This is a genomic window from Eisenbergiella sp. OF01-20 (assembly GCF_003478085.1).
GTDB lineage: Bacteria > Bacillota > Clostridia > Lachnospirales > Lachnospiraceae > Eisenbergiella.
Map to the genome: position 1 here is coordinate 1 of NZ_QUES01000057.1, position 22,139 is coordinate 22,139.

Below are 22,139 nucleotides of genomic sequence, written 5' to 3' on the forward strand. Positions count from 1 at the left end.
TGTTTATTTGTCAAGGTTCTGTGTGCTGCTTTCTCAGCCGCAACAGTTGATATTTTATCTCATGTTGTTTCGCCAGTCAAGCACTTTTTTTAACTTTTTATTTCTGATTTGTTACCGTTTTAACCGGCAACGAAGATGATTTTATCATTCTGGTTCGACTTTGTCAATCATAATTTTACATTTTTTTCAAATATTTTTAACAACTTCTTACGAAATCTTGAAACCGCCTTATTTTCAGGCGGTTTCACAGCTATCTATATTATTTCTACACGGTTCAATCTTCCTTTACTTGTTCCATTTCAAACCAGAATTCCACTCCATTCTCATAATTCACAACCCCGTATCTCTGATTCATGGACTCCATAATTGCTTTAACAATAGAAAGCCCTACCCCGCTGCCTCCGTATTCACGCGTCCTCGCTTTATCCACCTTATAGAATTTTTCCCAAAGGTGGGGAAGCGACTCTTCCGGAATGGGAGTCCCTGAATTAAAGACAGAAATTCTTAGCTTTTTTCCCTCTCCGGTCAATTTGATATCCACCACCCGTTCTCCGCCCAAGTGGTTTAACGCATTGCTGAAATAATTCATAAAGACTTCTTCTGTTTTAAATTCATCCCCCCACACATAAACCGGTCCTTCTTTATCAAAACGGATTTCCGCTTCATTCTGTTTAATCAGAATCTCCGCTGACTGCAGATAATTCTTAATGAGGGTAACTATATCAAAACGCTCCATTGATACCACATCATTTCCGAATTCCAGCTGATTCAGGGTAAGAAGCTTCTTTACCATATTATTCATTTTTCCGGATTCATCAATGATAACGTCGCAGTAAAAGTTTCTGCTATCTTCATCGTCGTCATTTATTCCTTCCTTAAGCCCTTCCGCATATCCCTGAATAAGCGCGATGGGTGTTTTCAGTTCGTGAGATACATTGGAAAGGAATTCCTTCCGCATCTCATCCACTTCATTTTTCTTTTCTATATCCTTCTGCAGCTCATTATTGGCAGTTTTTAATTCCGATATCGTAGCTTCCAGCGTATCCGCAAGCTGGTTGATGTGGTTTCCCAGGATCGCCGTTTCATTAAAACTCTTCCCCTGATATCTGGCATCAAAATCCAGATGCGTCATACGTTCAGAGATGCGGGCAAGCTCCAGAATCGGATCTGTTACTTTTTTGGTAATAATCCAGATTATAATTCCGCTGGCAATGGTAGCCGCAATCCCGACATATGCAAGAAAACGGTTGGCAATATCCACGCTGTCCCGGATGCCTTCCAAAGCAGTTCTGATAAAGAAAAGGTTTCCGTTGTCCAAAAAACCCCACATATCCAGATATTCCATGCTGATCCGGTTGCTTGTAACCAGCTGTACAATGTAAAAGGGACTTTCATTCCTTACCAGAGTTTCATTGGTAATTGTATTTTCCCCATATTTTGCTCCCTGGTAATTATCAGGCTTATTCTTAAACCCGGAATTGCCTGCGTCCATACTGTCGAAAAGGACATGATTCCACAGTTCTATTTTCAGCATGGAGGGATCTCCGCCGCTGACCCGTATGGTTTCGGAATCCTCATCCAGTACAAGGATGGAAATATTATATCTGGCACTGAGCTGCTGAAGATGAATGTCGAAATCATCCGAGCTGATACTGCCTTTCTGCGCGGCTGCATTCATTTGCTTATACGCATCCATAACCACTGTCTGCTTATTATGGAAATAGTATTTCTCAAGGAAGGTATTATTAATAAACCAGCACAATAGAATTGTGCCGGCCATTAATCCGATAAATATACAGGCAAACTGTTTTCGTATGGAGTATCTCATGTCTCGTCAACCTCAAATTTGTAACCCATTCCCCAAATAGTTTTTATCATATCGCCTTTATCACCCAACTTGCTGCGAAGCTTCTTCACATGGGTGTCAATTGTTCTGGCATCTCCGAAATAGTCATAATTCCATACATTATTCAAAATTTTTTCCCTGGAGAGAGCGATACCCCGGTTTTCCATAAAGTAAGTTAACAGTTCAAACTCCTTATAGCTCAGTTCCACATTCTGTCCGTCGATGGTAACCATATGAGCGGCCTGATCCAGATGAATGCCGCCTGCCTCCATCACATCACCGCTGGCTGTTTTGCCCGCTCTTCTCAGTATAGCTTCCACACGGGCCACGAGAATTTTAGGGCTGAAGGGTTTGGAAATATACTCATCCACTCCCAGATCAAATCCCTGCAGTTCATCCTTTTCATCCCCTTTAGCCGTCAGCATGATAATGGGGACCTTGGAATAATTGCGGATCTCCCGGCACACCTGCCATCCATCCATCTTCGGCATCATCACATCCAATATAATCAATGCGATATCATTCTGTTCAAAGAAAATATCAAGCGCTTCGCTTCCGTCGCCGGCTTCCACTACTTCATAGTTATTTTTCTGGAGAAAATCCTTCACCAGTTTACGCATCCTGCTTTCATCATCCACTACAAGTATTTTGGTACGTTCCATAACAACCCCGATTCCGCCGGCATCATTCCGGCACTTCCATATGATTCAAAGTTATTCTGTAACTGTTCAAGACCTTCCCAGTTACGTTTTTTCCGCTTTATTTACAGTGTAACAGATATTTATGAAAAACATGTGAACTTTTCCTTTTTTTTGCTTCTTTTCACCTTTCTGCATAGAGTGTGTTTTAAAATTCATTCCCGCAATTTTCAAACACACTCTAGCAGGAAGGCTGTTTGTGTTCCACGCTCTCCATCCGCTGCCGTTCTGCAAAAATCCGCTCCGTCCTGTTCATAACCTTACCATATGCAATGATCAGAAATACATCTGCCATTATCCAAGCCAACGGACTGGCAAAGCCTGCGGCTACAAAACCAAACAGAGGAACCAGAAGGAAACCGGCCAGCGCTCTTGCTATCATTTCACTGACCCCTGATAAAATAGCAAGCATGCTGTAACCCATTCCCTGGATTAAAAACCGGATATTATTCACCAATGCAAGCGGGAAATAGAAAAGGGAGTTGCAAAGCAGATAAAGTTTTACATTTGCCAAAATCACCTCTTCCGTACGATCCACAAACAGCAAGGCCAGCTTTCCCCCTGCCAGGGCAATGATACCGAAGGAAATGACTGCGTAAAATGCTCCGATACTATTGGCGGAACGGATTCCCTGCCTGATGCGGCTTGTTTTGCCAGCTCCCATATTCTGTCCGGCAAAGGTTGCCATCGTTGCTCCGAGCGCATCGAAGGGACAGGCAAAAAAACCTCCGATTCTGCTGGCTGCCGTCATAGATGCCACTGCTATAGAACCAAGGGAATTCACCGCGCTTTGGAGAATTACACTCCCGATAGCCGTTACTGAATACTGCAGTCCCATGGGTATCCCCATAACACACAGATTCCGGACATACTGTGCTTCCAGCTTCCATTCATCTTTCCTGATATGTAAAATGTCAAATTTCGTTCTCATATACAGCAGGCAGCTTACTCCGGATACGGCCTGGGAAACCACAGTTGCCACTGCTGCGCCTGCCACTCCCATGTGCAGAACCACAATACAGAAAAGGTCCAGGAAAATATTCAGGAAAGCGGATAAAAGCAGAAAATACAGGGGCGTTTTGCTGTCTCCCATGGCGCGCAGGATACCGGATACCATATTATATAATATCGTTGCCGGTATACCGGCAAAAATAATTACTATATAGGTATAGGCCCCACGGAATATATCATCCGGAGTCCGCATCAGCCGGAGAATCGGCCTGCACAGGATAATGGTAGCTATGGTCATCAGCACTGCAAATAACAGAGCCAGCCATGTACTGTTGGCCACATACTTTCTCAACGTCTTTTCATTTTTCGCCCCGAAGCTCTGTGCTATGGGAATTGCAAACCCGTTGCAGATACCCATGCAGAATCCGATTATCAGGAAATTGATGGAGCCTGTACTTCCCACGGCCGCCAGGGAATTCACCCCGAGAAACTTTCCTACTATTATCGTATCAACCAAATTGTAAAACTGCTGAAACAAATTACCGAATAAAAGAGGTACTGCAAAACCCAGTATCAGCTTTATCGGTTTTCCATCGGTCATATCCTTTGTCATATTCTTTCCCCGCTTTTCTCATATTTCTATATGTGGTATATCATATCAGAAAAAAGATTACAAACATTTTCTGCAAAAAAACAGCCGGAACTTTTATATCCCGGCTGTTATCTAACACTCTCTGTTTTTAAGTCTGTTCATTACCTTCGCAGCAAAATCTGCCGCATTCTTCAAATCCTCCGCATCCGGATGCAGCAATGCCTCATCAAAGTTCCGGAGCATCGCTTTTATTTTCACTTCATCCATTCCGTTTTTTTCCATCATTTCATATTTCTGACGAACCTGCATCGGCATTTTGCCCTGGCACATATAGGCTCCCAAGTATCTGCAGTCCTCCGGCAGCCAAACCTTAACCTTTTGCTCAATACTTTTATAATATTCTTCATTAGCTCCCATTCCGCAGGTTCCGAAAAGAGCCACATTTTTCCCCTCCAGCTCAGACAGTAAATCCACCACCCGCATATCACAGGTCCCTTTATCTGTCCAGAAACCGATAAAATAGGTTTCCGCATCTTTTCCATTATATTCGTCTATGGACTGCATATCCTTGGAGTCTCCGGGGATTGCCGCAAATATACTGGAAGCCACCTTCTTTGTGTTCCCGGTATGGCTTGAATAAATAACCATTACTTCCATTTTACGTACTCCTTTCTTGTCCCACCCGCATTCATATTAAAAACGTCCTATGGGAATACCGCCTCCGCAGCATAATCCGCCGCCCCCACAGCACATGTTACAGATAAGATTGGCAATACATAGCTTAAGACACCAGTTGCTGCCGTCCATCGCCGGCATTCCATAAGGGGACTGCTGTGTCTGATACCAGCTTCCTCCGGATTCCATCTGTTGCTGCCATACTCTGTACTGCTGATTTCCGGGATCCATAGCCACTGCTTTTTTCACATGATCCAGGGCTATCACATTATTGCCCAGTCCTGAATTTGCTATAGAACTATAGTAATACCATTGCGCTGTCCTGTCACTGATACCGGAAAGCACATTCAGCGCCTCCCGGAAATGTCTGCTTTGGATATAATTATAAGCGGCTTTCATATGCACCGTATATTCATCACCGCTGTCATTGCTCTGTGTCCTTCGATAGCTCTGCCCGCCGAACCCAAAACTGCCGAATAAATCTTCGAAATCTCCGAAGCCGCCGAAATCCTGGTATCCACCGCCGCTTCCATAGCTGCCGGAACCGGAACTGCTTCCGTAGCTGCCTGTACCTCTCTGCTTTTCATCCATAATCCGCTGATAAGCCTGCTGGATTTCCTTGAATTTTTCTTCCGCCTGCTCCTTATTCGGATTATTCACATTGGCATCCGGGTGATATTTTCTGCTTAACGCTCGATATGCTTTCTTAATCTCTTCATCTGATGCATCCCTTGATACACCCAGTACCTGATATGGATCACGCATTTTCCTGCTGTTCCTTTCTTTTGCCCTTTACCATCTCATACCGGCACCAAACACCGGAATAAAGGATGTTCCGCAGAATATCCACATTCTGCAGAACCGGGAGTTTTTCAAAAGCTCTGGAGCATTCTGCCATCATCATCCGCAAAATCTGGTAAACATTATCATCAAAACCGCTCTCATTGCATATGGAAAGGAAAGGATTAAAGTTTCCCTTCTTACGATCCTTTTCTATATCTTCATAGGCATCCATCAAATAAATAAATTTCCCCAGGAAAAATCCCATTTTACGAAGATCATCTTCCCATTCGTCCTTTTTGAGTGCAAAAATCTCCGCCATTATATTACCAAAACACCCTGCTACCGTGTCAAGGTTTTTTTCATTTCTCTGCTCACACTCATGAAGCGCCTGCATCTGCACGGCGATTTCCTCCGCCTTTTCCGGCAAACGCGCTGCCGCATCCCGGAATGCTTTCTTCAGGATCCCTGCATAACCTCTTTTCCAGACTTTCTTCTCATCTTCCCAGTCATCCATGCACTGATAGTAAGTCATTAATATATTTATATCGGCCGCGTAATCCGTAAATATATTTTCCCGTGTAGGATGCCTGTCAAAGGGATGGGCAACGCATTTACAGTCCTCCACCTTATCGTCTACCTCATACAGCCCCTTGAGCAATAGAATAAGGAACGTCATATCATAGGTTACGGTAATCTGTCCTTTCATACCGTAACGCTTTTTAAGCTCCTGGCAAAATCCGCAGTAATAGGATTGATACAGATCAAAATCCCTGAATTTCATTTCCTGTTTATTCACAATTACATATCCGAACATGGTTTTCTCCCGTCAGCTTTTCTTAATGAATTCCGTTTGGCATTTCGGGCATCGGATGGCAATTTTGCCCTTCCCCCGGGGAACTCTGATCTTCTGCTTACAACCGGGACATTTATAAATATGGTGTGTTTTCCTGTCCTTCATATCCCGCTGGAAAGCGGCCCACTTTTTACGGATACCGGATGTCATCTGCAGATATTTCTGATTTTCAGCGTATCTTTTGGACACATTTTTGGAAAACATACGGAAATAGCAATAGACCAGAAGCAGCAGAATTATAAATGACCATACCATGCTTCTTGTAAAAAAAGAAAGAATCATACAGGCCAGTGCCACTCCCATTAAAAATCTGGTAAACGGATCCACCCCGTATCGACCCTGCATAAACCGTATCAGCTTTTCTTTCATTCTCTCTCCTATCCGCGCATCTGTATACGCGCCCGGTTCCGACACCGTCCCGGGCAGTATGCTGTTTATGTCCTATATTTTACCGCTGTCACCGTAAATTGCAATTAACTGGCTGAAAACTTACTATTAAAAAAGTATAAACCTTTTTCAGGTGCCCATACTAAAAATATCTCACAAGCGCAGGCTACTGCCGCTCTTGGGAATCAACCAGACATCGTTCAATGATAAAGGAGTGAAAAAAATGTCCAAAGATTTTAAAAGCAGTGAAACGAAAGATAACCTGATGCGCGCCTTTGCAGGGGAAAGCCAGGCCAGGAACCGCTATACCTTTGCGGCCTCTCAGGCACGGAAAGAGGGACTGCACGTTATTGAGGCAGTTTTTACATTTACCGCAAACCAGGAAAAAGAACATGCTGAAATCTTCTATAACCATTTAAAAGAACTCAGCGGCGAAACCATCGTGGTAGACGGGGGCTATCCGGTAGATATTTACCCCGATGTGAAACAACTGCTATTTGCTGCCCAGCATAATGAATATGAGGAATATGATCCCATTTACAAAGCTTTTGGCGACAAAGCCAAAGAAGAAGGCTTTGAGAAAGTGGCAGCCTCCTTCCATATGATTTCTGCCATAGAAAAAACACACGGCGATCGTTTTGGTAAATTTGCACAGCTTATGGAACAGAATAAGCTGTTCATATCCGATGTGGAAACCGGATGGATATGTTTAAACTGCGGCTATGTTTATACCGGAACAAACGCACCGGAAAAGTGTCCTGTCTGTGATCATGACAAAGGATATTTTATCCGTCTGACAATGGCACCTTTTACAGAATAAAATAGCATACGCCGGGAAAAGACTCCTTGCTTTTCCCGGCATTTCGTATAATTATCTTCCTAAAGTATACCCGAATACATATTTTCCTGCTTTTCTTCCCCGAAAATCTGTTATATGATAGATTTTCAGGAGGATTTACAACATGAACAAGCAACATACAGTCCTTTTCAGGCATACCGCAGACAGGAAATACCCGCCGCAGCTATTCCGGGCCATTCTGTCTTTATTCCTATGCGCCCTGCTTCTTTTTACAGCAGGATGCTCCCAGACATTTCCCGCGGATTCCGGCCCGGCTCCCGCCGGAAACAGTGCCGGAGGGAACCCGGATGTTTCCGGTGTTCTGAAAGTGCATTTCATCGATGTCGGCCAGGGAGATTCCATTCTCATCCAGTCGGGGCAGGAAAGCATGCTCGTGGATGCCGGCACCAATGAAAGCGGGAGCCAAGTAACGCAGTATCTGAAATCCCTGGGGATCAGCCGCCTTTCTTATGTAATCGGCACCCATCCTCACGAGGACCATATCGGCGGATTGGATGACGTTATCAAGGCTTTTTCCGTCGGAACTGTCATTATGCCCGACGCCTCTCACACCACCCGTACTTATGAGGATGTACTGGATGCCCTGCTTGATAAAGAGCTGAAGATCACCAAGCCGGTTCCCGGAACAGTATACCAGCTGGGAGAAGCTTCTTTTACCATACTTTCCCCGTCCGATGATGTAGTGCAGCAAGCTGAGTCCGCAGGAGATTTGAACAATCTCTCCGTGGGAATCCGTGTCAGCTTTGGATCCAATGCCTTTGTCATGTGCGGTGACGCGGAAACATTCTCCGAAGAAGCTATGACGGACAGCGGCCTGACTCTTCGCGCCGACGTTCTGAAGCTGGGACATCATGGCAGCTCCACATCAACCTGCGATACCTTTTTACAGGCGGTGGCTCCTTCCAGCGCGGTCATATCCTGCGGAAAAGACAACAGCTACGGTCATCCCCACCAGGAAACCATGGATAAACTCTCGGCCGCCGGAATTACGGTCTACCGCACAGATATGCAGGGAACTCTGATCGCCACGTCAGACGGCTCTGCAATCACATGGGACACCTCGCTTCCTCTCCCTGCCGCATCCGATATTCCTCCCGCAGAAACGCTCTCCGAAGGAACCTCTATGCCGGTAACCGCATCTTACATTTTGAATAAAAACAGCATGAAGTTCCACCTTCCCGCCTGTCCTTCCGCAGATAAAATAAAAGAATCCAACAAAATATGCTATAATGGCAGCCGGGAAGAAGTTATCGGTATGGGCTATGATCCCTGCAGTCAGTGCAGTCCCTGATAGCTGTCCGCAAAAATGACTCTCCGGCAGAAAGGAATTATATGAAATATATCATTGACCGATTTGAAGAAGGCAATGCCGTCTGTGAAAAAGAAGATCGCACCACAATCCTTGTAGAGAGAGCCCTCCTGCCTCCCCAGGCCGGTGAAGGGGATGTTCTTATATATGAGGACGGCAGATACCTGTTGGACAGCGCCGCCACTCTGGAGCGCCGGAAACGCATGGAAGAAAAACGCAAAAAGCTGTTCGGATAAGCATTCAGGACATGCCCCTATTCTAAAACAACAGGTGCCCCGGCAAAGATTTCCCGTATCCGGTTTTGGAGCGAATCCCAATATCCGGATGGGGGGAAAATCGATGCCGGGGCACCTGGCCTTGTTTATTTCCAGCAATATATAACGATTCCTGCTACACGGTGATACCAAACAGCTGGATGATTTCTGCATTTATCATCCCATCCACAGTTAATCCGTATGCTGTCTGAAACGCAGTCAGCGCCTGTTGGGTAGTCTCGTCAAACACACCGTTTATTTCACCGCTGTAATAGCCAAATGCCTGCAGCCATGTCTGTGTCTGCGTTACCATGGATGCCAGCGCATCCTCCGCGGAAAGCTGTGCCGCCCCCTGCTGGGATGTATCACCTGCGGAAGGAACCTGAGGTGCGGGTACATCCGCTGCCGGTGCCGGCGCTGCTGCAGGCTGTGTCGCTTTCACACTGCCCGATGAAGCATAGGGACAAACACCATTCTCGTGCAAATGTGCCGGATTGCCGCCGCAGTGATAATGATAGCTGCCGAGTCCGCTCTTGTTCTTGTTGTCATGATGGCCTCCATTGGCATCCGTTCTTCCGGAATGTGCCTCCGCCGTTATAGCTGTCGGGCAGCCGGTTACCGCCGGAACCGCAGTCAGACATAACAGTGAAGCAAGTAATACTACTGCAAATCTCTTCATTTGTACTTCCCCTCTCGATTATTTTTGATAGTAAGACTTCACATAATCAGTATAACGCTGCATGAAATATTTGTACATAGCGATGTTTCCATTATTTTCCTTCCACAGCCATGAAAAACAGGTCATTAAATCGTTCCAGTTCATCATATACAATACCATGTCCGCTATTTTCCAACTGATACAGGCAGGACCCGGAAATCGCTCTATGCTGGTATTCCGCCAGCTGGTTAGACACCACCACATCCTTTACGCCGTGGATAATGACGGTTGGAACCTTAACAGCAGCCAGATCGCTGCGGCCATCCTCATCACGCAGGGATATAGCCGCCTGAACCGTACCGATACCGGAAGCAGAAAGGGCAATATCCTCAAACCAGTTCTTAATCTGTTCTGACTGGCAGCTTGCAAAAAGCTGTTCATGGCTGAATTCCCAGACAAGTTTGGGACGATCCGTACAGGCCAGCCGTATCAGGCTGTTTACATATTCCCTGGTCAGTCCATAGGGAAAACCTTCCCTCTGCGTCCAGCATGGGGCAGCTGCCGCCAGAAGAATCAGGCGATCGACTCCATACCCCTGGTACTTCCTCATATATCTTAGTACAATCGCTCCTCCCATGGAAAATCCTGTAAGGACAAACCGGTTCAAACGCAGGGCGCAGACTACCCGGTAAATATCATCCGCCATCTGGTCATAGGAATAGCCGCAGGACGGTACATCCGAATTGCCGAATCCCCTCAGATCCATCGTTACAACACGATAGCCGCAGGATAAAAGCATTTCCAGCTGGTATTCATACATCAGATTGGATAAAGGCCAGCCATGGATCAATACAACCGTCTTTTTTCCTTTCGGATTGTAATCATACACTGCGATATTTACATCATCCGATACTTTAACAAAATACATACTCCACCATTTTACCGTTTTTGTTATATTATGCTGCTTTTTGAAAGAGGAAGCATGTACGGCTGCACTTGAAAAAAGGTACGTATCTTGTCAGCTGTGGAAGCTGATCAATCATACGCACCTTTTAAATGGAGTAGACGGGAGTCGAACCCGTGTCCAAAAGCCCATTCCCTGTCCTTCTACTATCATAGTCAATTCTTAAACATTCCCTCCGCTAACCGGAAATTGACATCCGGTTAACTTCAGTAGCTTCATAATACGCCCGCAGGCTCAAAGCTTTGCCTGCGTCGTTTCCTACAAAGTCGATGCCTGAATCTTAAAGTGTAGGTGCTCTAAGCCAGACAACGCAGCATTAAGCTGCTGCGTAAGCTAAAGTATTGTCTTCAGCGTTTATATTTAGGTTTGGATTTGACGCATTCCTGCGGATAGCTTCTCCAGCTGCAAGACCCCTGTCGAAACCTTGACTACCCCATATGCAATTGTAAACAGTATCGTTAGTATACACATCTTTATGCCCGATGTCAAGAACAGACGGTTCTTTTTAATAAAGATTTTTCACTTTGAATTCTCTTTCCGATTCTCTCCGCGCATCTTTTTTTGCAATATCCTGCCGCTTATCATATAATTTCTTACCACGGCAGAGTCCTATTTCTATCTTAGCCCTTCCGTCTCTGAAATATACCTGGAGCGGCATCAGCGTATAGCCTTTTTCCGCCACTTTGCCTGTCAGTTTCATGATTTCCGCTTTATGCATAAGAAGTTTTCTCACACGAAGAGGATCCTTGTTAAATATATTTCCCTTTTCATAAGGGCTGATGTGCATCCCATTGATAAACACTTCCCCTTTATCCACAGCAATAAAGGCTTCCTTGATGCTGCACTTTCCCAAACGGAGTGATTTCACTTCCGTTCCATGCAGCACCAGGCCAGCTTCATACTTTTCCTCTACAAAATAATCATGGAATACTTTTTTATTGTTTGCTACCAGTTTCATTGCTTCTTTCGCCATCGTCAATCCCCTCTTCTTCATATGGCAGTATAAAATCTATCGTTCTCGTAAACCGGTCGGCGAATTTAACTTTTATCCGGATCTTTTCACCCAGTTTATAACTCTTACCTGTCTGGCTCCCCCGCATTTCGCAGGCTGCTTCATCATAATAGAAGTAATCTCCCGGAAGCATGGAAACATGGACCAGTCCTTCAACCGTATTGGGCAGCTCCACATAAAGCCCCCAGGCCGTCACTCCCGAAATAACTCCTTCGTAAATCTCACCGATATGGCTTTCCATAAACTGCGTCTTTTTCAGCTTCTCTGTTTCCCTCTCCGCTTCGTCTGCCCGGCGTTCGGCCTGGCTGGATTGTTTTGCAACCTGAGGCAGGATTTGTTCATAATGGGCGGTTCGGCTTTCTTCCAGACGTCCGCGGAGCTGTTCCTTAATAATCCGGTGTATCTGCAGATCCGGATAGCGTCTGATAGGTGAAGTAAAATGACAGTAGTACGGGCTGGCCAGCCCAAAATGCCCCGTACATTCCGTACTGTACTTCGCCTGTTTCATACTTCTCAGTGTCAGCCTGCTGATTAATGCTTCCTCAGGTGTTCCCTCTATCTTATCCAGCAGCTTCTGCAGCTCCATGGGATGGATCTCTTCCTGCCCGGCCTTCATAGAGTATCCAAAATTATGGATAAACAGGCTTAACCTGTGTATTTTTTCCGGATCCGGATTATCATGGACACGGTATACAAACGGCGCCTGAAGCCAGTAAAAATGCTGGGCCACCGTTTCATTTGCCAGCAGCATAAAATCTTCTATAAGCTTTGTAGCGGTATTCCGTTCATATGGCCTGATTTCCAGCGGATGTCCGCTTTTATCCAGAATGATTTTACTTTCCGGAAAATCAAAATCAATAGCCCCTCTTTTCTGCCTTCTTTTTCTTATTAGGGAAGACAAACGGGCCATATCCCGGAACATGGGTACCAGTTCCCTGTATTCTTCCATTTCCTTTGGATCTTCCGCCTCCAGTATTCCGGCCACACTTGTATAAGTCATTCTCCGGTTCACATGGATAACGCTCTCTGCCAAACGGTAATCGACTACTTCTCCCCTGGGATTGACTGTCATCAGACAGCTTAAGGCCAGCCGATCCTCACCGGCGTTCAGAGAACAGATACCATTTGACAGTGTATGGGGAAGCATAGGGATAACCCTGTCGACCAGATAAACGCTGGTTCCCCTCTTCAAGGCTTCTCTGTCCAAAGCCGAATTTTCCTGGACATAATTGGTAACGTCCGCAATGTGCACACCAAGGCAATAGTTTTCGCCATCTCTTGTCAGACTCACTGCATCATCCAGATCCTTGGCATCCTCTCCGTCTATCGTTACCATTGTCAGTTCCCTTAAGTCCAGCCTTCCGGCCATGTCGGCTTCTGTGACTTCAAGCGCACACCTTTCCGCCTGATTCATCACCTTTTCCGGAAAAGCCTCCGGCAAATCAAAGCTTCTGACGATAGACATAATATCCACGCCCGGATCATTGATATGGCCCAGTATCTCAACGATTTTTCCTTCCGGACTTCTTCTCCCGGATCCGCCGTAATCCGTTATCTCCACCACCACCTTGGAACCGCTCACCGCTCCTTTGGAACGTTCCTGGGAGACAAAGATATCCGACGGAAGCTTCGGGTTATCAGGTATCACAAAACCAAAGCTGCGGCTCTTCTGATAAGTCCCCACCACATGGGTAGTCCCTCTTGCAATGATACGGCTTATCCGTGCTTCCTGCCTTTGTCCATGCCGTCCCGGAAGAATAACCACCTCTACGGTATCCAGATGATAGGCTCCGTTTACCTGATCCTCCGGAATATAGAGATCCTCCTCCCTTCCATCGATCTGCACAAAGCCGAATCCCTTTTGATGGCTTGTAAAAATACCTGTAAGCTGCTGCTGTTCCGGTTTGGAATAACGTCCCCGTTTATTTATCTGTACTTTGCCCTCTGCAAGTAGTTCCTGCAAAATTCTCTTTAATTCCGGCCTGTCCTCCGGCTCCACCTGCATAATACAGGCGAGTTCCTTTTCTCTCATAGGAACATAGCTGGCTTCTTCCATAAGGCCGAGTATCCTCATTTTACGTGTCTCTGTTTTATTCTGTGTCATAATTCCTCTGTTTCTAAAATGAGATGCAGGCAGTTCATTCCGCGGGCAACAAGCCAAACGGTTCCGGTTCCCTGCCAAAAAATAAGCACCCCTGTTTGTATACAAGAGTGCTTTGGTAGTTAAAACTTGGATATGTTCAGGATTGCCGCAATTACAATAAAAGAAATCGCAAGGTACTTGGTGATTTTCACTAATGTCCCTTCCATGGAACGTCCCTTGTTTTTTCCCCAGTATGTCTCTGCTGCACCGCTGATAGCTCCCAGGCCGGCTGCTTTGCCTTCCTGCATCAGTACCAAAACTGTCAATGCAATACAAATTATAATAAAAAGCACTGTTAATATTATTCTCAAAACTGCCATTTCTACACCTCCTAACGCCAAGCACTTGTAAGTTTACCACATAAGACAGATATTTACAATAGAATTTTTTAATTTTCGTAGCTTTCCATAAAAAGGGCCTGTGCGCCACAAGGCGCACAGGCCGCATCTTTTCAGGAATTATTTCCTGTAATTCATTCGAAGCTTATCTACCGAACTGCATATCATTGTTACCGGAATTGGTTTCCCACATTTCCAGCATATTGATAGGATCGTTGTAGTCTGCCAGCCAGCCTTCACGAGCGAAGTCAAACTGTCCCTGCTTTCTTTCATCAAGGAATACGGACCACTCACGGGTTTCAACAGTTACAGTAATACCGATAGCTGCAAGATCCTGCTGGATAGCTTCACCAATCTTAACATTACCTTCAGAATCATTGGTAAGGTAAGTCATGCTGATAGGTGTTTCAGCAGAAAGCATACCGCTTTCATCAAATTTATAACCAGCGCTTTCAAGAAGAGCCTGTGCTTCTTCCATATTGGCATCCGTCAGTTCCGGATCATAGTAACCAACCTTATCTTCTACCGGATAAGTATAGGTATCATCATTCTTTCTGAATTCGCCGCCGTTTCCGTCCGCCATACCGGTAGGGATGAAGGTGTTGGCGATTTCCTGCTCTGCCTGTGCAACTGTGTCAACAATATACTGACGGTCAATTAACAGACACATAGCCTTTCTCATAGCAGCAGCCTGTTCAACAGTCTTGCCGGCAAACAGTTCGCTGTTTACATTGAATCCGCAGTAATAGGTTCCCAGGGTAGGAATCTTGTGGAATTCAGGTGTTTCCTTTACGGTAGCCATCATATCAGTTGCAATGGTATCTGCAAACTGCAGGGAACCGTCTACAAATGCATTATAGATAGCGGTATCATCACTGCTGAGCATGAACTCAATCTTATCAAGGGTAACCTTGTCAGCATTGTAGTAGTTAGGGTTCTTCTCATAAGTCATGGATTCATTGTGCTTCCATCCGGTACATACCATCGGGCCGGAGGATACGAAACCAGCTTCTGTACACCATGCACCCGGGTTATCAGCAGCGCCTTCGGCACCTTCTACACTAGCCTGGGGAACAGGATAAAATGCAGGGAACGCACAAAGGTCAAGGAAATATGCACAGGGAGCAACCAGATTTACGGTGAAGGTCTTGCCGTCTTCGGAAGCAGCGATATCCAGAGTCCCATCATCTTTGGTAGCAATAACGGTGGTCAGGTATGCATAGTCAGCCCCGGTATCCGGATTTGCAAGTCTCTGCCAGCTGTATTCCACATCTTTGGCATTCAGTTCTGTACCGTCAGACCATTTCAGGCCATCCTTCATAGTGAAAGTATAGCTTAAACCATCTTCGGTCATTTCATAGCTGTCTGCAAGATCGGGGGTAAGCTGTCCGTTCTCATCATACATAAACAGACCGGCAAATGCAAGGATTGCAAGGCAGGCACCGTCTACTGTAGAGTTCAGAGCGGGATCCAGTTTGTTAGGTTCCGATGCAATCTGAAGAGCCAGGGTGTTGGTAGGAGTTGTTGCAAAACCAAAATATTTGAAGCCAAACAGGTTTGCATAAATTCCATCCACATCAGTCTTCTGAAGATAAACGTCATTGTAATAGTAAAGCGGAATAACAGCCCATGTGTTCATCAGCTCATCTTCTGCTTCATGCATAAGGGCTTCACGCTTTGCAAGATCGGTCTCGGTTCTGATAGCCGCGATTCTTGCATCATACTCTTCCCATGCGGGTGCTGCTTCGCTGGACGGGCCGTGAGCGGCTGTTCCTGCGTCTGCAGTGGTTGATTCATCTGCTGCTGTTGATTCTGCAGCGGAATCTGCGGTGGTTTCTGCTGTGGTCGGAGCTGACTCAGTAGTGGTTCCTGCGGATCCACATCCGGCCAGAGTACTTACAACCAGAGAAGCAGCCAGCGCTAATGCCAGATACTTTTTCTTCATAAATTATTACCTCCCATGAATAATAGATACGGTTTATTATACAACGTTCTTCTCAAAAAGAAAAGGACAAATTGTATCAAAAGGAAAAAAACGGGAAAACTGGCATTATTTATTCCAGCAGGCCACCTGATGGCCATTGCCCCTGTCCGTAAGGGCGGGACATTCCTTTGCACACTGTTCCGTCGCATACTTGCAGCGGGTACGGAACGCACAGCCGCTCGGCATATGCAGCGGGCTGGGGACATCGCCCTCCAGTACAATACGGTGCCTTTCCCGGGCCATTTTAGGATCCGGATAAGGCACGGCACTGAGAAGGGACTGGGTATAAGGGTGAATAGGGTTGTCATTAAGCTCATTGGAATCCGCAATTTCCACTATTCTTCCCAGATACATAACCGCTATCCTGTCGGAAATATGATGGACCACCAGAAGGTCATGGGCAATAAACAGATACGCCACACCCAGCTTTTCCTGGAGTTCCTCAAACATATTGATTACCTGCGCCTGGATAGATACGTCCAGGGCGCTTACCGCCTCGTCACAGACTATAAACTTGGGATCCGTCGCCAATGCTCTTGCAATACCGATACGCTGACGCTGCCCGCCGGAAAATTCGTGTGCATAACGGGTGGCGTGCTCCGCATTCAGGCCTACCAGTTCCATAAGGTTAATGATCTTGTCACGGCGCTCCCCTTTGGAGGAATAGAGCTTGTGCACATCCAAAGGCTCTCCGATAATATCTTCAATAGTCATACGGGGATTCAGAGAAGAATAAGGATCCTGGAATACCATCTGCATTTCCTTCCTCATATGCCCGATGGTGGAACCATTCACTTTTTCCCCGTTGTAAAACACTTCTCCGCCTGTCGGCGTATAAAGCCGGAGCAGGGAACGTCCAACCGTCGTCTTACCGCAGCCGGACTCCCCTACCATTCCCAGCGTTTCTCCGGGCTTAATGGCAAAGGATACGCCATCCACAGCCTTCAGGGGAACACTTTTCATAACACCGACTTTTATGGGAAAATACTGCTTAAGATCTTTGACCTCAACCAGATATTCACTTTTCTTATTTTGTATCTCTTTACTCATGTTTACCGCCTCCTTGCTTTGCTTCCATCGCCTCTTTCACGTTCAGCCAGCAGGATGCGTAATGTCCGTCAGGCATCTGCATTTCCTGCGGAACTTCTTCTATACAAATCTTCATGGCGTTTTCACACCGGGGGCAGAAAGCACAGCCTTTCGGCATATTCAGCAGATTAATAGGCGTACCGGGAATGGGGATGAGTTTTTCCCCTATCCTGTCCACGTTCGGAATGGAACGCAGAAGCCCTTTTGTATATTCATGATGAGGGCGGTAGAAAATATCCTCTGCCGTACCTCTTTCACACACACGCCCGCCGTACATAACAATGATTTCATCGCACATATCTGCGATAACACCCAAATCGTGGGTAACCATAATAATTGCCATACCCAGCTTCTTCTGCAATTCCTGCATCAGTTCAAGAATCTGGGCCTGAATGGTAACATCCAGCGCCGTAGTAGGTTCATCCGCAATCAGGATATCCGGTTCACAGGCAAGTGCCATGGCGATCATAACACGCTGGCGCATACCGCCGGACAGCTCATAAGGATACTGCTTCACACGCTTTTCCGGTTCATTTACGCCAACCAGCGTAAGCATTTCCACGGCACGCGCCTCGGCCTCTTTTCCTTTTCTGTCAGTATGAAGCTCGATTGCCTCTTTCAACTGGTTTCCTACCGTAAACACAGGATTCAGGCTGGTCATGGGATCCTGGAAAATAATGGAACAGCATTTTCCGCGGAACTCCCTCATTTGTTTTTCTGTAAATTTGGTAATATCGTCGCCTTTATATAGAACCTGGCCGCCTTTCAGGCTGCCGTTGCTTTCCAGAATACGCATAATGGAATAAGCCGTGACGGATTTACCGGAACCGGATTCACCAACAATTCCCAGGATTTTACCTCTGTCAAGGTCAAAGGAAATGCCGTTGACAGCCATTACCTCCCCGTTATCCGTTGAAAAGGAGGTACGAAGATCTTTTACGGAAAGTATATTTTCATTCTCACTCATATTATTACCTCCTTAATTTCGGATCAAATGCATCTCTGAGACCATCGCCAAGCAGATTGAATGCCAGCGTAATCAGACAGATCAACAGCGAAGGGAAGATCAGTTTATAAGGATAAACACTGATACCCGCTCTTGCCGCATTTGCAAGGGAACCAAGTGAAGGCATGGGCGCCTGAACACCAAGTCCGATAAAGCTCAGGAAGGACTCCGTAAAGATAGCGGAGGGAATCTGCAAAGCAGCTGAAATAATAATTACACTGATACAGTTGGGCAGAATATGCTTACGTATAATTCTTCCGGACTTCGCGCCGCTGACTTTGGCAGCCAGAACATATTCGTTCTGCTTGATTGTCAGGATCTGCCCTCTTACCAGCCTGGCCATACCTGTCCAGTACAGAAGCCCGAATACAATAAACAGCGATATCATATTCGTTCCCACTTTCTGCAGCGCCGGAAATTGTTCGATGTTAAGAACTTCCCTCAGCACAACAGACAAAAGAACTACCATCAGCATATCCGGAAGGGAATAAATAATATCTACGATACGCATCATAATAAGGTCGGTTTTCCCGCCGAAATAGCCGGAGACACTGCCGTATAAAACACCGATAATCAATACGATAATTGCGGCAAACACACCCACCGTAAGGGAAACCCTGGTGCCGTATATGACACGTACAAAATAGTCACGGCCCATTTCATCCGTTCCCATAATATGGGGGAATACTTTTCCGCCCTCAGCTATAAAAGCCTGTTCTTTTTCGGAATACTCAAACGGTTTCATATTGGAAGCTGTCTTATCACGTTTTCCATTTACCGTAATAATCTGGGAATAGGAATACGGAACCACATGGGGAACAATAAAAATCATTGCGATGATCAGGATAAGTACGATGATACTTCCCACCGCAAGCGGATTCTTCATTAATTTACGCATACCGTCCCGGAAGAAGGAAACAGATTCACTCATGACATCCTGCTGCTTCTTCTCTTCCTCTGTAGCCTTTTCAAATTTCTTTAGATCTATCTGTAAGCTCAAAGGAGACTTTTTAGGCATTTCATCTATATTTTTAACTTTATCCATTACTGGCCTCCTCCTAATCAAGTTTAATACGAGGGTCTACAAGTTTGTAAACAATATCCGTCAAAAGATTCATGGTAACCATCAGAACCGCAAGGAAAATAGTCGTCCCCATAATCATAGGATAATCGCGGTTCGTAATGCCGTCCACAAATTTGGCGCCAAGTCCGCCGATAGTAAAAATCTTCTCCACAACCAAAGAACCGGTCAGAATAGAAGCCGTCATCGGTCCCACATAGGTAATGACAGGAATCAGGGCATTCCTGAGCGTATGCTTAAAAATAACTTTCCAGCGCGCAACACCCTTGGCTCTTGCCGTACGGACATAGTCCTGCCCCATAACATCCAGCATACTGGTCTTGGTCAGACGTGTAATATAAGCCATCGGATAAGCCGCCAGGGCTATGACCGGCAGCACATAATTCTGATGGTTTGCATCCCATACAGGTATCCATTTCAGCTGCACGCAGAATACCAGCAGCAGCAATGTGGCAAACACAAAGCTGGGCAGCGATGTAAATAAGGTGGAAAAGAATATGATCAAACGGTCCGGGAGCTTATTCCTGGTCAAAGCCGCCAGGCTGCCGAACACCAGACCAAAAGCAAGTGCTACCAGAATCGCCATACCGCCAAGCCTGGCTGAAACATGGAAGGACTCGAAGATCAGCGTTTTGATATCACGGCCTGTTTTGGTGGATATACCAAAATCACCGTGAAGAAGATTTTTCATGTAAATCACAAACTGTTCAGGTACCGGTTTATCCAGATTGTACCTTTTCTCCAATGCGGCTTTTACCTCCGCCGATACTGCCTTCTCTCCGTCGAATGGTCCGCCGGGTATCGCATTCATGGCGAAGAATGTGATGCCGCAGACAATCAAAATAGTCACTATTGCGAGAAGGATTCTCTTTACAACGTATTTTGTCAACTGAAACACTCCTTTTCTGTTTGTACTGGCCATTGTTCGTACTGCGTAATAGGGTCCGGCGACAGCAATGGCTGTTAAAGAAAATAGACTTTTTGTCCCGTTGTCCTTCACAGAAATACATGTATGATTCTCCTGCGGACATTCAGGTACTAAACAATGACGCCTGGCGAACCAGCCGTCTTATGTCTGCGATAGCCCATGGTTCCCCATGATGCTTAGTGCTGTCATTACTTTATCTGTCTAACTTCTGCACAGATCTTATCATACCAGCTTTACAAATATACCACAATCCAATCACCGATGCAAGATTTTTCAGTTTTAAAACAAGATTTTCCATAAATTTTTAACAGTAACGGGCCGGACAAACACAAAATTTTATATAACAAAAAGAAGTCCGGTTCGATATGCCGGACTCCTCTTTTTTCTTCTATTATTATATGATATAGATTATTTGTTATATTTTATTAAAAGGTTCTTTATAGCAGGCCGCACATCCCAGTTCTTCTTCGATCCTAAGAAGCTGATTGTATTTCGCCACGCGGTCGGTACGGCAGGGTGCACCGGTTTTAATCTGTCCTGCATTAACAGCCACGGCAATATCCGCTATCGTGGTATCCTCCGTTTCACCGGAACGATGGGAAATAATGGTTTTGTATCCGTTTTTCTGAGCCATGCTGATCGCTTCGAAGGCTTCGGAAAGCGTTCCGATCTGATTTACTTTAATCAGTATTGCATTCGCTACTCCCAGCTTAATACCCGCATCCAGTCTTTTGGTATTCGTAACGAACAAATCATCCCCCACCAGCTGTACCTTGTCTCCCAGCCTGGCAGTAAGCTCTTTCCAACCATCCCAGTCATCCTCAAAAAGTCCGTCTTCGATGGAAAGGATAGGGAACTCACGGATGAGTTCTTCATAGTAATCCACCATTGCCTGGGAATCCCTGTACACTTCCTGGCCGCTCATTTTGCTTTCGCCCGGGAAATAATAGCGCTTGGATTTTTCATCATACAGCTCGCTGGCCGCCGCATCAATGGCGATCTTAATATCCTGTCCGGGCGTATAGCCGCTCGCCTTCACCGCTTCCACAATCAGCCGGAGCACATCGGAGGAGCTTCCCAGATCGGGAGCAAATCCGCCTTCATCCCCCACCGCTGTGGAAAGGCCCTTTTCCTTGCAGATCTTTTTCAGATTATGATAGATTTCCGCGCAGATGCGCAGTCCGTCACCAAAGGATTCCGCCTGGACCGGCATAATCATAAATTCCTGCAGATCCACCGTATTATCCGCATGCTTTCCGCCGTTAAGGATATTCATCATAGGTACCGGAAGCTGTCTTGCATGGATACCGCCCATGTACTGGTACAGGGGAATTTCCAGAGCCTTTGCCGCCGCTTTTGCCACCGCCATGGAAACACCCAGCGTGGCATTCGCCCCCAGATTACTCTTATTATCCGTACCATCCGCATCCATTAATATCCGATCCACTTCCAGCTGGCAAAGGGCATTCTTGCCCATCAGCGCCGCTTTCAGCTTCGTATTCACGTTTTTGACCGCTTTCTGCACGCCAAGCCCAAAATATCTGACCTCTCCGTCCCGCAGCTCCACCGCTTCAAATTGTCCGGTGGAAGCTCCGGAGGGAACTGCCGCTCTGCCGGTGACCGCATTTTCCAGCGTCACTTCTGTTTCTACCGTAGGATTTCCTCTGGAGTCCAGAATTTCTCTCGCATGAACATCCGTAATTTCCAAATATAAGTGCATACCTTCCTC

Annotated in this window: 21 protein-coding genes and 1 other RNA gene; 3 read left to right on the forward strand and 19 right to left on the reverse strand. The window is 46.0% G+C overall.

Going from position 1 to position 22,139, the window contains the following annotated elements; all coding sequences use genetic code 11:
* Positions 1-274: 274 nt before the first annotated feature.
* The 7 genes from DXA36_RS31020 to DXA36_RS31050 all read right to left on the reverse strand — a co-directional run bounded on the left by DXA36_RS31020 (position 275) and on the right by DXA36_RS31050 (position 6,767).
* The gene (locus DXA36_RS31020; RefSeq protein WP_321027799.1) at positions 275-1,696 is read right to left on the reverse strand and encodes a sensor histidine kinase; all 1,422 of its coding nucleotides are present in this window, start codon (positions 1,694-1,696) and stop codon (positions 275-277) included.
* Positions 1,697-1,824: 128 nt separating this feature from the next.
* A complete protein-coding gene (locus DXA36_RS31025; protein WP_118683228.1) occupies positions 1,825-2,508 on the reverse strand; it encodes a response regulator transcription factor in 684 nt (227 codons plus the stop codon).
* 217 nt (positions 2,509-2,725) lie between these two features.
* On the reverse strand, positions 2,726-4,108 hold the full coding sequence (locus DXA36_RS31030) for an MATE family efflux transporter (RefSeq protein WP_118683230.1): 1,383 nt from the start codon (positions 4,106-4,108) through the stop codon (positions 2,726-2,728).
* A gap of 111 nt (positions 4,109-4,219) precedes the next feature.
* Positions 4,220-4,744 carry a flavodoxin family protein BilS gene (gene bilS / locus DXA36_RS31035; protein ID WP_118683232.1) on the reverse strand — a complete coding sequence of 175 codons (525 nt, stop codon included), beginning with the start codon at positions 4,742-4,744 and terminating at the stop codon, positions 4,220-4,222.
* Positions 4,745-4,780: 36 nt separating this feature from the next.
* Positions 4,781-5,527 (reverse strand): DnaJ domain-containing protein, encoded by a 747-nt coding sequence (locus DXA36_RS31040; RefSeq protein WP_118683233.1) that lies wholly within the window; start codon positions 5,525-5,527, stop codon positions 4,781-4,783.
* Positions 5,520-6,359: a DUF5685 family protein gene (locus DXA36_RS31045; RefSeq protein WP_118683235.1), complete on the reverse strand. Its 840-nt coding sequence runs from the start codon at positions 6,357-6,359 to the stop codon at positions 5,520-5,522. The genes DXA36_RS31040 and DXA36_RS31045 overlap by 8 nt, the downstream gene beginning before the upstream one ends.
* Before the next feature lie 12 nt (positions 6,360-6,371).
* A complete protein-coding gene (locus DXA36_RS31050) occupies positions 6,372-6,767 on the reverse strand; it encodes a hypothetical protein (RefSeq protein WP_118683237.1) in 396 nt (131 codons plus the stop codon).
* A 241-nt stretch (positions 6,768-7,008) separates the two neighbouring features.
* Here DXA36_RS31050 and rbr point away from each other — a divergent pair, with 241 nt between their 5' ends.
* The 3 genes from rbr (at position 7,009) to DXA36_RS31065 (ending at position 9,189) form a co-directional block, all read left to right on the forward strand.
* Positions 7,009-7,605, forward strand: a complete 597-nt coding sequence (gene rbr, locus DXA36_RS31055) for a rubrerythrin (RefSeq protein WP_118683239.1) — start codon at positions 7,009-7,011, stop codon at positions 7,603-7,605.
* A gap of 142 nt (positions 7,606-7,747) precedes the next feature.
* The gene (locus DXA36_RS31060) at positions 7,748-8,935 is read left to right on the forward strand and encodes a ComEC/Rec2 family competence protein (RefSeq protein ID WP_118683241.1); all 1,188 of its coding nucleotides are present in this window, start codon (positions 7,748-7,750) and stop codon (positions 8,933-8,935) included.
* Between the two features lie 41 nt (positions 8,936-8,976).
* On the forward strand, positions 8,977-9,189 hold the full coding sequence (locus DXA36_RS31065) for a DUF3006 domain-containing protein (RefSeq protein WP_118683243.1): 213 nt from the start codon (positions 8,977-8,979) through the stop codon (positions 9,187-9,189).
* A 154-nt stretch (positions 9,190-9,343) separates the two neighbouring features.
* Here DXA36_RS31065 and DXA36_RS31070 read toward each other — a convergent pair whose 3' ends face one another.
* From DXA36_RS31070 to eno, 12 genes are all read right to left on the reverse strand, one after another.
* Positions 9,344-9,886 (reverse strand): peptidoglycan-binding protein, encoded by a 543-nt coding sequence (locus tag DXA36_RS31070; protein ID WP_118683245.1) that lies wholly within the window; start codon positions 9,884-9,886, stop codon positions 9,344-9,346.
* 91 nt (positions 9,887-9,977) lie between these two features.
* On the reverse strand, positions 9,978-10,793 hold the full coding sequence (locus DXA36_RS31075) for an alpha/beta fold hydrolase (RefSeq protein ID WP_118683247.1): 816 nt from the start codon (positions 10,791-10,793) through the stop codon (positions 9,978-9,980).
* Between the two features lie 126 nt (positions 10,794-10,919).
* Positions 10,920-11,264, reverse strand: a transfer-messenger RNA (tmRNA) gene (gene ssrA, locus DXA36_RS31080).
* A 70-nt stretch (positions 11,265-11,334) separates the two neighbouring features.
* Positions 11,335-11,802, reverse strand: coding sequence for an SsrA-binding protein SmpB (gene smpB / locus DXA36_RS31085; RefSeq protein WP_118683249.1), 468 nt, complete (start codon positions 11,800-11,802; stop codon positions 11,335-11,337).
* Positions 11,765-13,945 (reverse strand): ribonuclease R, encoded by a 2,181-nt coding sequence (rnr, locus tag DXA36_RS31090; protein ID WP_330425128.1) that lies wholly within the window; start codon positions 13,943-13,945, stop codon positions 11,765-11,767. Before rnr ends, smpB begins: the two co-directional genes overlap by 38 nt.
* Before the next feature lie 119 nt (positions 13,946-14,064).
* The gene (gene secG, locus DXA36_RS31095) at positions 14,065-14,304 is read right to left on the reverse strand and encodes a preprotein translocase subunit SecG (RefSeq protein ID WP_021636302.1); all 240 of its coding nucleotides are present in this window, start codon (positions 14,302-14,304) and stop codon (positions 14,065-14,067) included.
* Between the two features lie 163 nt (positions 14,305-14,467).
* Positions 14,468-16,267: a peptide ABC transporter substrate-binding protein gene (locus tag DXA36_RS31100; protein WP_118683251.1), complete on the reverse strand. Its 1,800-nt coding sequence runs from the start codon at positions 16,265-16,267 to the stop codon at positions 14,468-14,470.
* A 105-nt stretch (positions 16,268-16,372) separates the two neighbouring features.
* Complete coding sequence (locus DXA36_RS31105) at positions 16,373-17,356, reverse strand: ABC transporter ATP-binding protein (RefSeq protein WP_118683253.1); 984 nt, start codon at positions 17,354-17,356, stop codon at positions 16,373-16,375.
* Positions 17,349-18,362 carry an ABC transporter ATP-binding protein gene (locus tag DXA36_RS31110; protein WP_118683255.1) on the reverse strand — a complete coding sequence of 338 codons (1,014 nt, stop codon included), beginning with the start codon at positions 18,360-18,362 and terminating at the stop codon, positions 17,349-17,351. The genes DXA36_RS31105 and DXA36_RS31110 overlap by 8 nt, the downstream gene beginning before the upstream one ends.
* A gap of 4 nt (positions 18,363-18,366) precedes the next feature.
* A complete protein-coding gene (locus DXA36_RS31115; protein WP_118683257.1) occupies positions 18,367-19,446 on the reverse strand; it encodes an ABC transporter permease in 1,080 nt (359 codons plus the stop codon).
* A 13-nt stretch (positions 19,447-19,459) separates the two neighbouring features.
* A complete protein-coding gene (locus tag DXA36_RS31120; protein WP_118683271.1) occupies positions 19,460-20,371 on the reverse strand; it encodes an ABC transporter permease in 912 nt (303 codons plus the stop codon).
* Positions 20,372-20,825: 454 nt separating this feature from the next.
* On the reverse strand, positions 20,826-22,130 hold the full coding sequence (gene eno, locus DXA36_RS31125; protein ID WP_118683273.1) for a phosphopyruvate hydratase: 1,305 nt from the start codon (positions 22,128-22,130) through the stop codon (positions 20,826-20,828).
* Positions 22,131-22,139 lie beyond the last annotated feature (9 nt).

What these genes read in the sequence shown, in the direction of transcription:
- DXA36_RS31105 (WP_118683253.1), bottom strand. Translation starts at nt 17,356, where the DNA reads ATGAGTAAAGAGATACAAAATAAGAAAAGTGAATATCTGGTTGAGGTC.
- DXA36_RS31025 (WP_118683228.1), bottom strand. Translation starts at nt 2,508, where the DNA reads ATGGAACGTACCAAAATACTTGTAGTGGATGATGAAAGCAGGATGCGT.
- DXA36_RS31070 (WP_118683245.1), bottom strand. Translation starts at nt 9,886, where the DNA reads ATGAAGAGATTTGCAGTAGTATTACTTGCTTCACTGTTATGTCTGACT.
- DXA36_RS31115 (WP_118683257.1), bottom strand. Translation starts at nt 19,446, where the DNA reads ATGGATAAAGTTAAAAATATAGATGAAATGCCTAAAAAGTCTCCTTTG.
- eno (WP_118683273.1), bottom strand. Translation starts at nt 22,130, where the DNA reads ATGCACTTATATTTGGAAATTACGGATGTTCATGCGAGAGAAATTCTG.
- DXA36_RS31050 (WP_118683237.1), bottom strand. Translation starts at nt 6,767, where the DNA reads ATGAAAGAAAAGCTGATACGGTTTATGCAGGGTCGATACGGGGTGGAT.
- DXA36_RS31100 (WP_118683251.1), bottom strand. Translation starts at nt 16,267, where the DNA reads ATGAAGAAAAAGTATCTGGCATTAGCGCTGGCTGCTTCTCTGGTTGTA.
- DXA36_RS31030 (WP_118683230.1), bottom strand. Translation starts at nt 4,108, where the DNA reads ATGACAAAGGATATGACCGATGGAAAACCGATAAAGCTGATACTGGGT.
- DXA36_RS31110 (WP_118683255.1), bottom strand. Translation starts at nt 18,362, where the DNA reads ATGAGTGAGAATGAAAATATACTTTCCGTAAAAGATCTTCGTACCTCC.
- rbr (WP_118683239.1), top strand. Translation starts at nt 7,009, where the DNA reads ATGTCCAAAGATTTTAAAAGCAGTGAAACGAAAGATAACCTGATGCGC.
- rnr (WP_330425128.1), bottom strand. Translation starts at nt 13,945, where the DNA reads ATGACACAGAATAAAACAGAGACACGTAAAATGAGGATACTCGGCCTT.
- DXA36_RS31040 (WP_118683233.1), bottom strand. Translation starts at nt 5,527, where the DNA reads ATGCGTGATCCATATCAGGTACTGGGTGTATCAAGGGATGCATCAGAT.
- DXA36_RS31060 (WP_118683241.1), top strand. Translation starts at nt 7,748, where the DNA reads ATGAACAAGCAACATACAGTCCTTTTCAGGCATACCGCAGACAGGAAA.
- DXA36_RS31045 (WP_118683235.1), bottom strand. Translation starts at nt 6,359, where the DNA reads ATGTTCGGATATGTAATTGTGAATAAACAGGAAATGAAATTCAGGGAT.
- smpB (WP_118683249.1), bottom strand. Translation starts at nt 11,802, where the DNA reads ATGGCGAAAGAAGCAATGAAACTGGTAGCAAACAATAAAAAAGTATTC.
- DXA36_RS31020 (WP_321027799.1), bottom strand. Translation starts at nt 1,696, where the DNA reads ATGGATGCGTATAAGCAAATGAATGCAGCCGCGCAGAAAGGCAGTATC.
- secG (WP_021636302.1), bottom strand. Translation starts at nt 14,304, where the DNA reads ATGGCAGTTTTGAGAATAATATTAACAGTGCTTTTTATTATAATTTGT.
- DXA36_RS31065 (WP_118683243.1), top strand. Translation starts at nt 8,977, where the DNA reads ATGAAATATATCATTGACCGATTTGAAGAAGGCAATGCCGTCTGTGAA.
- DXA36_RS31075 (WP_118683247.1), bottom strand. Translation starts at nt 10,793, where the DNA reads ATGTATTTTGTTAAAGTATCGGATGATGTAAATATCGCAGTGTATGAT.
- bilS (WP_118683232.1), bottom strand. Translation starts at nt 4,744, where the DNA reads ATGGAAGTAATGGTTATTTATTCAAGCCATACCGGGAACACAAAGAAG.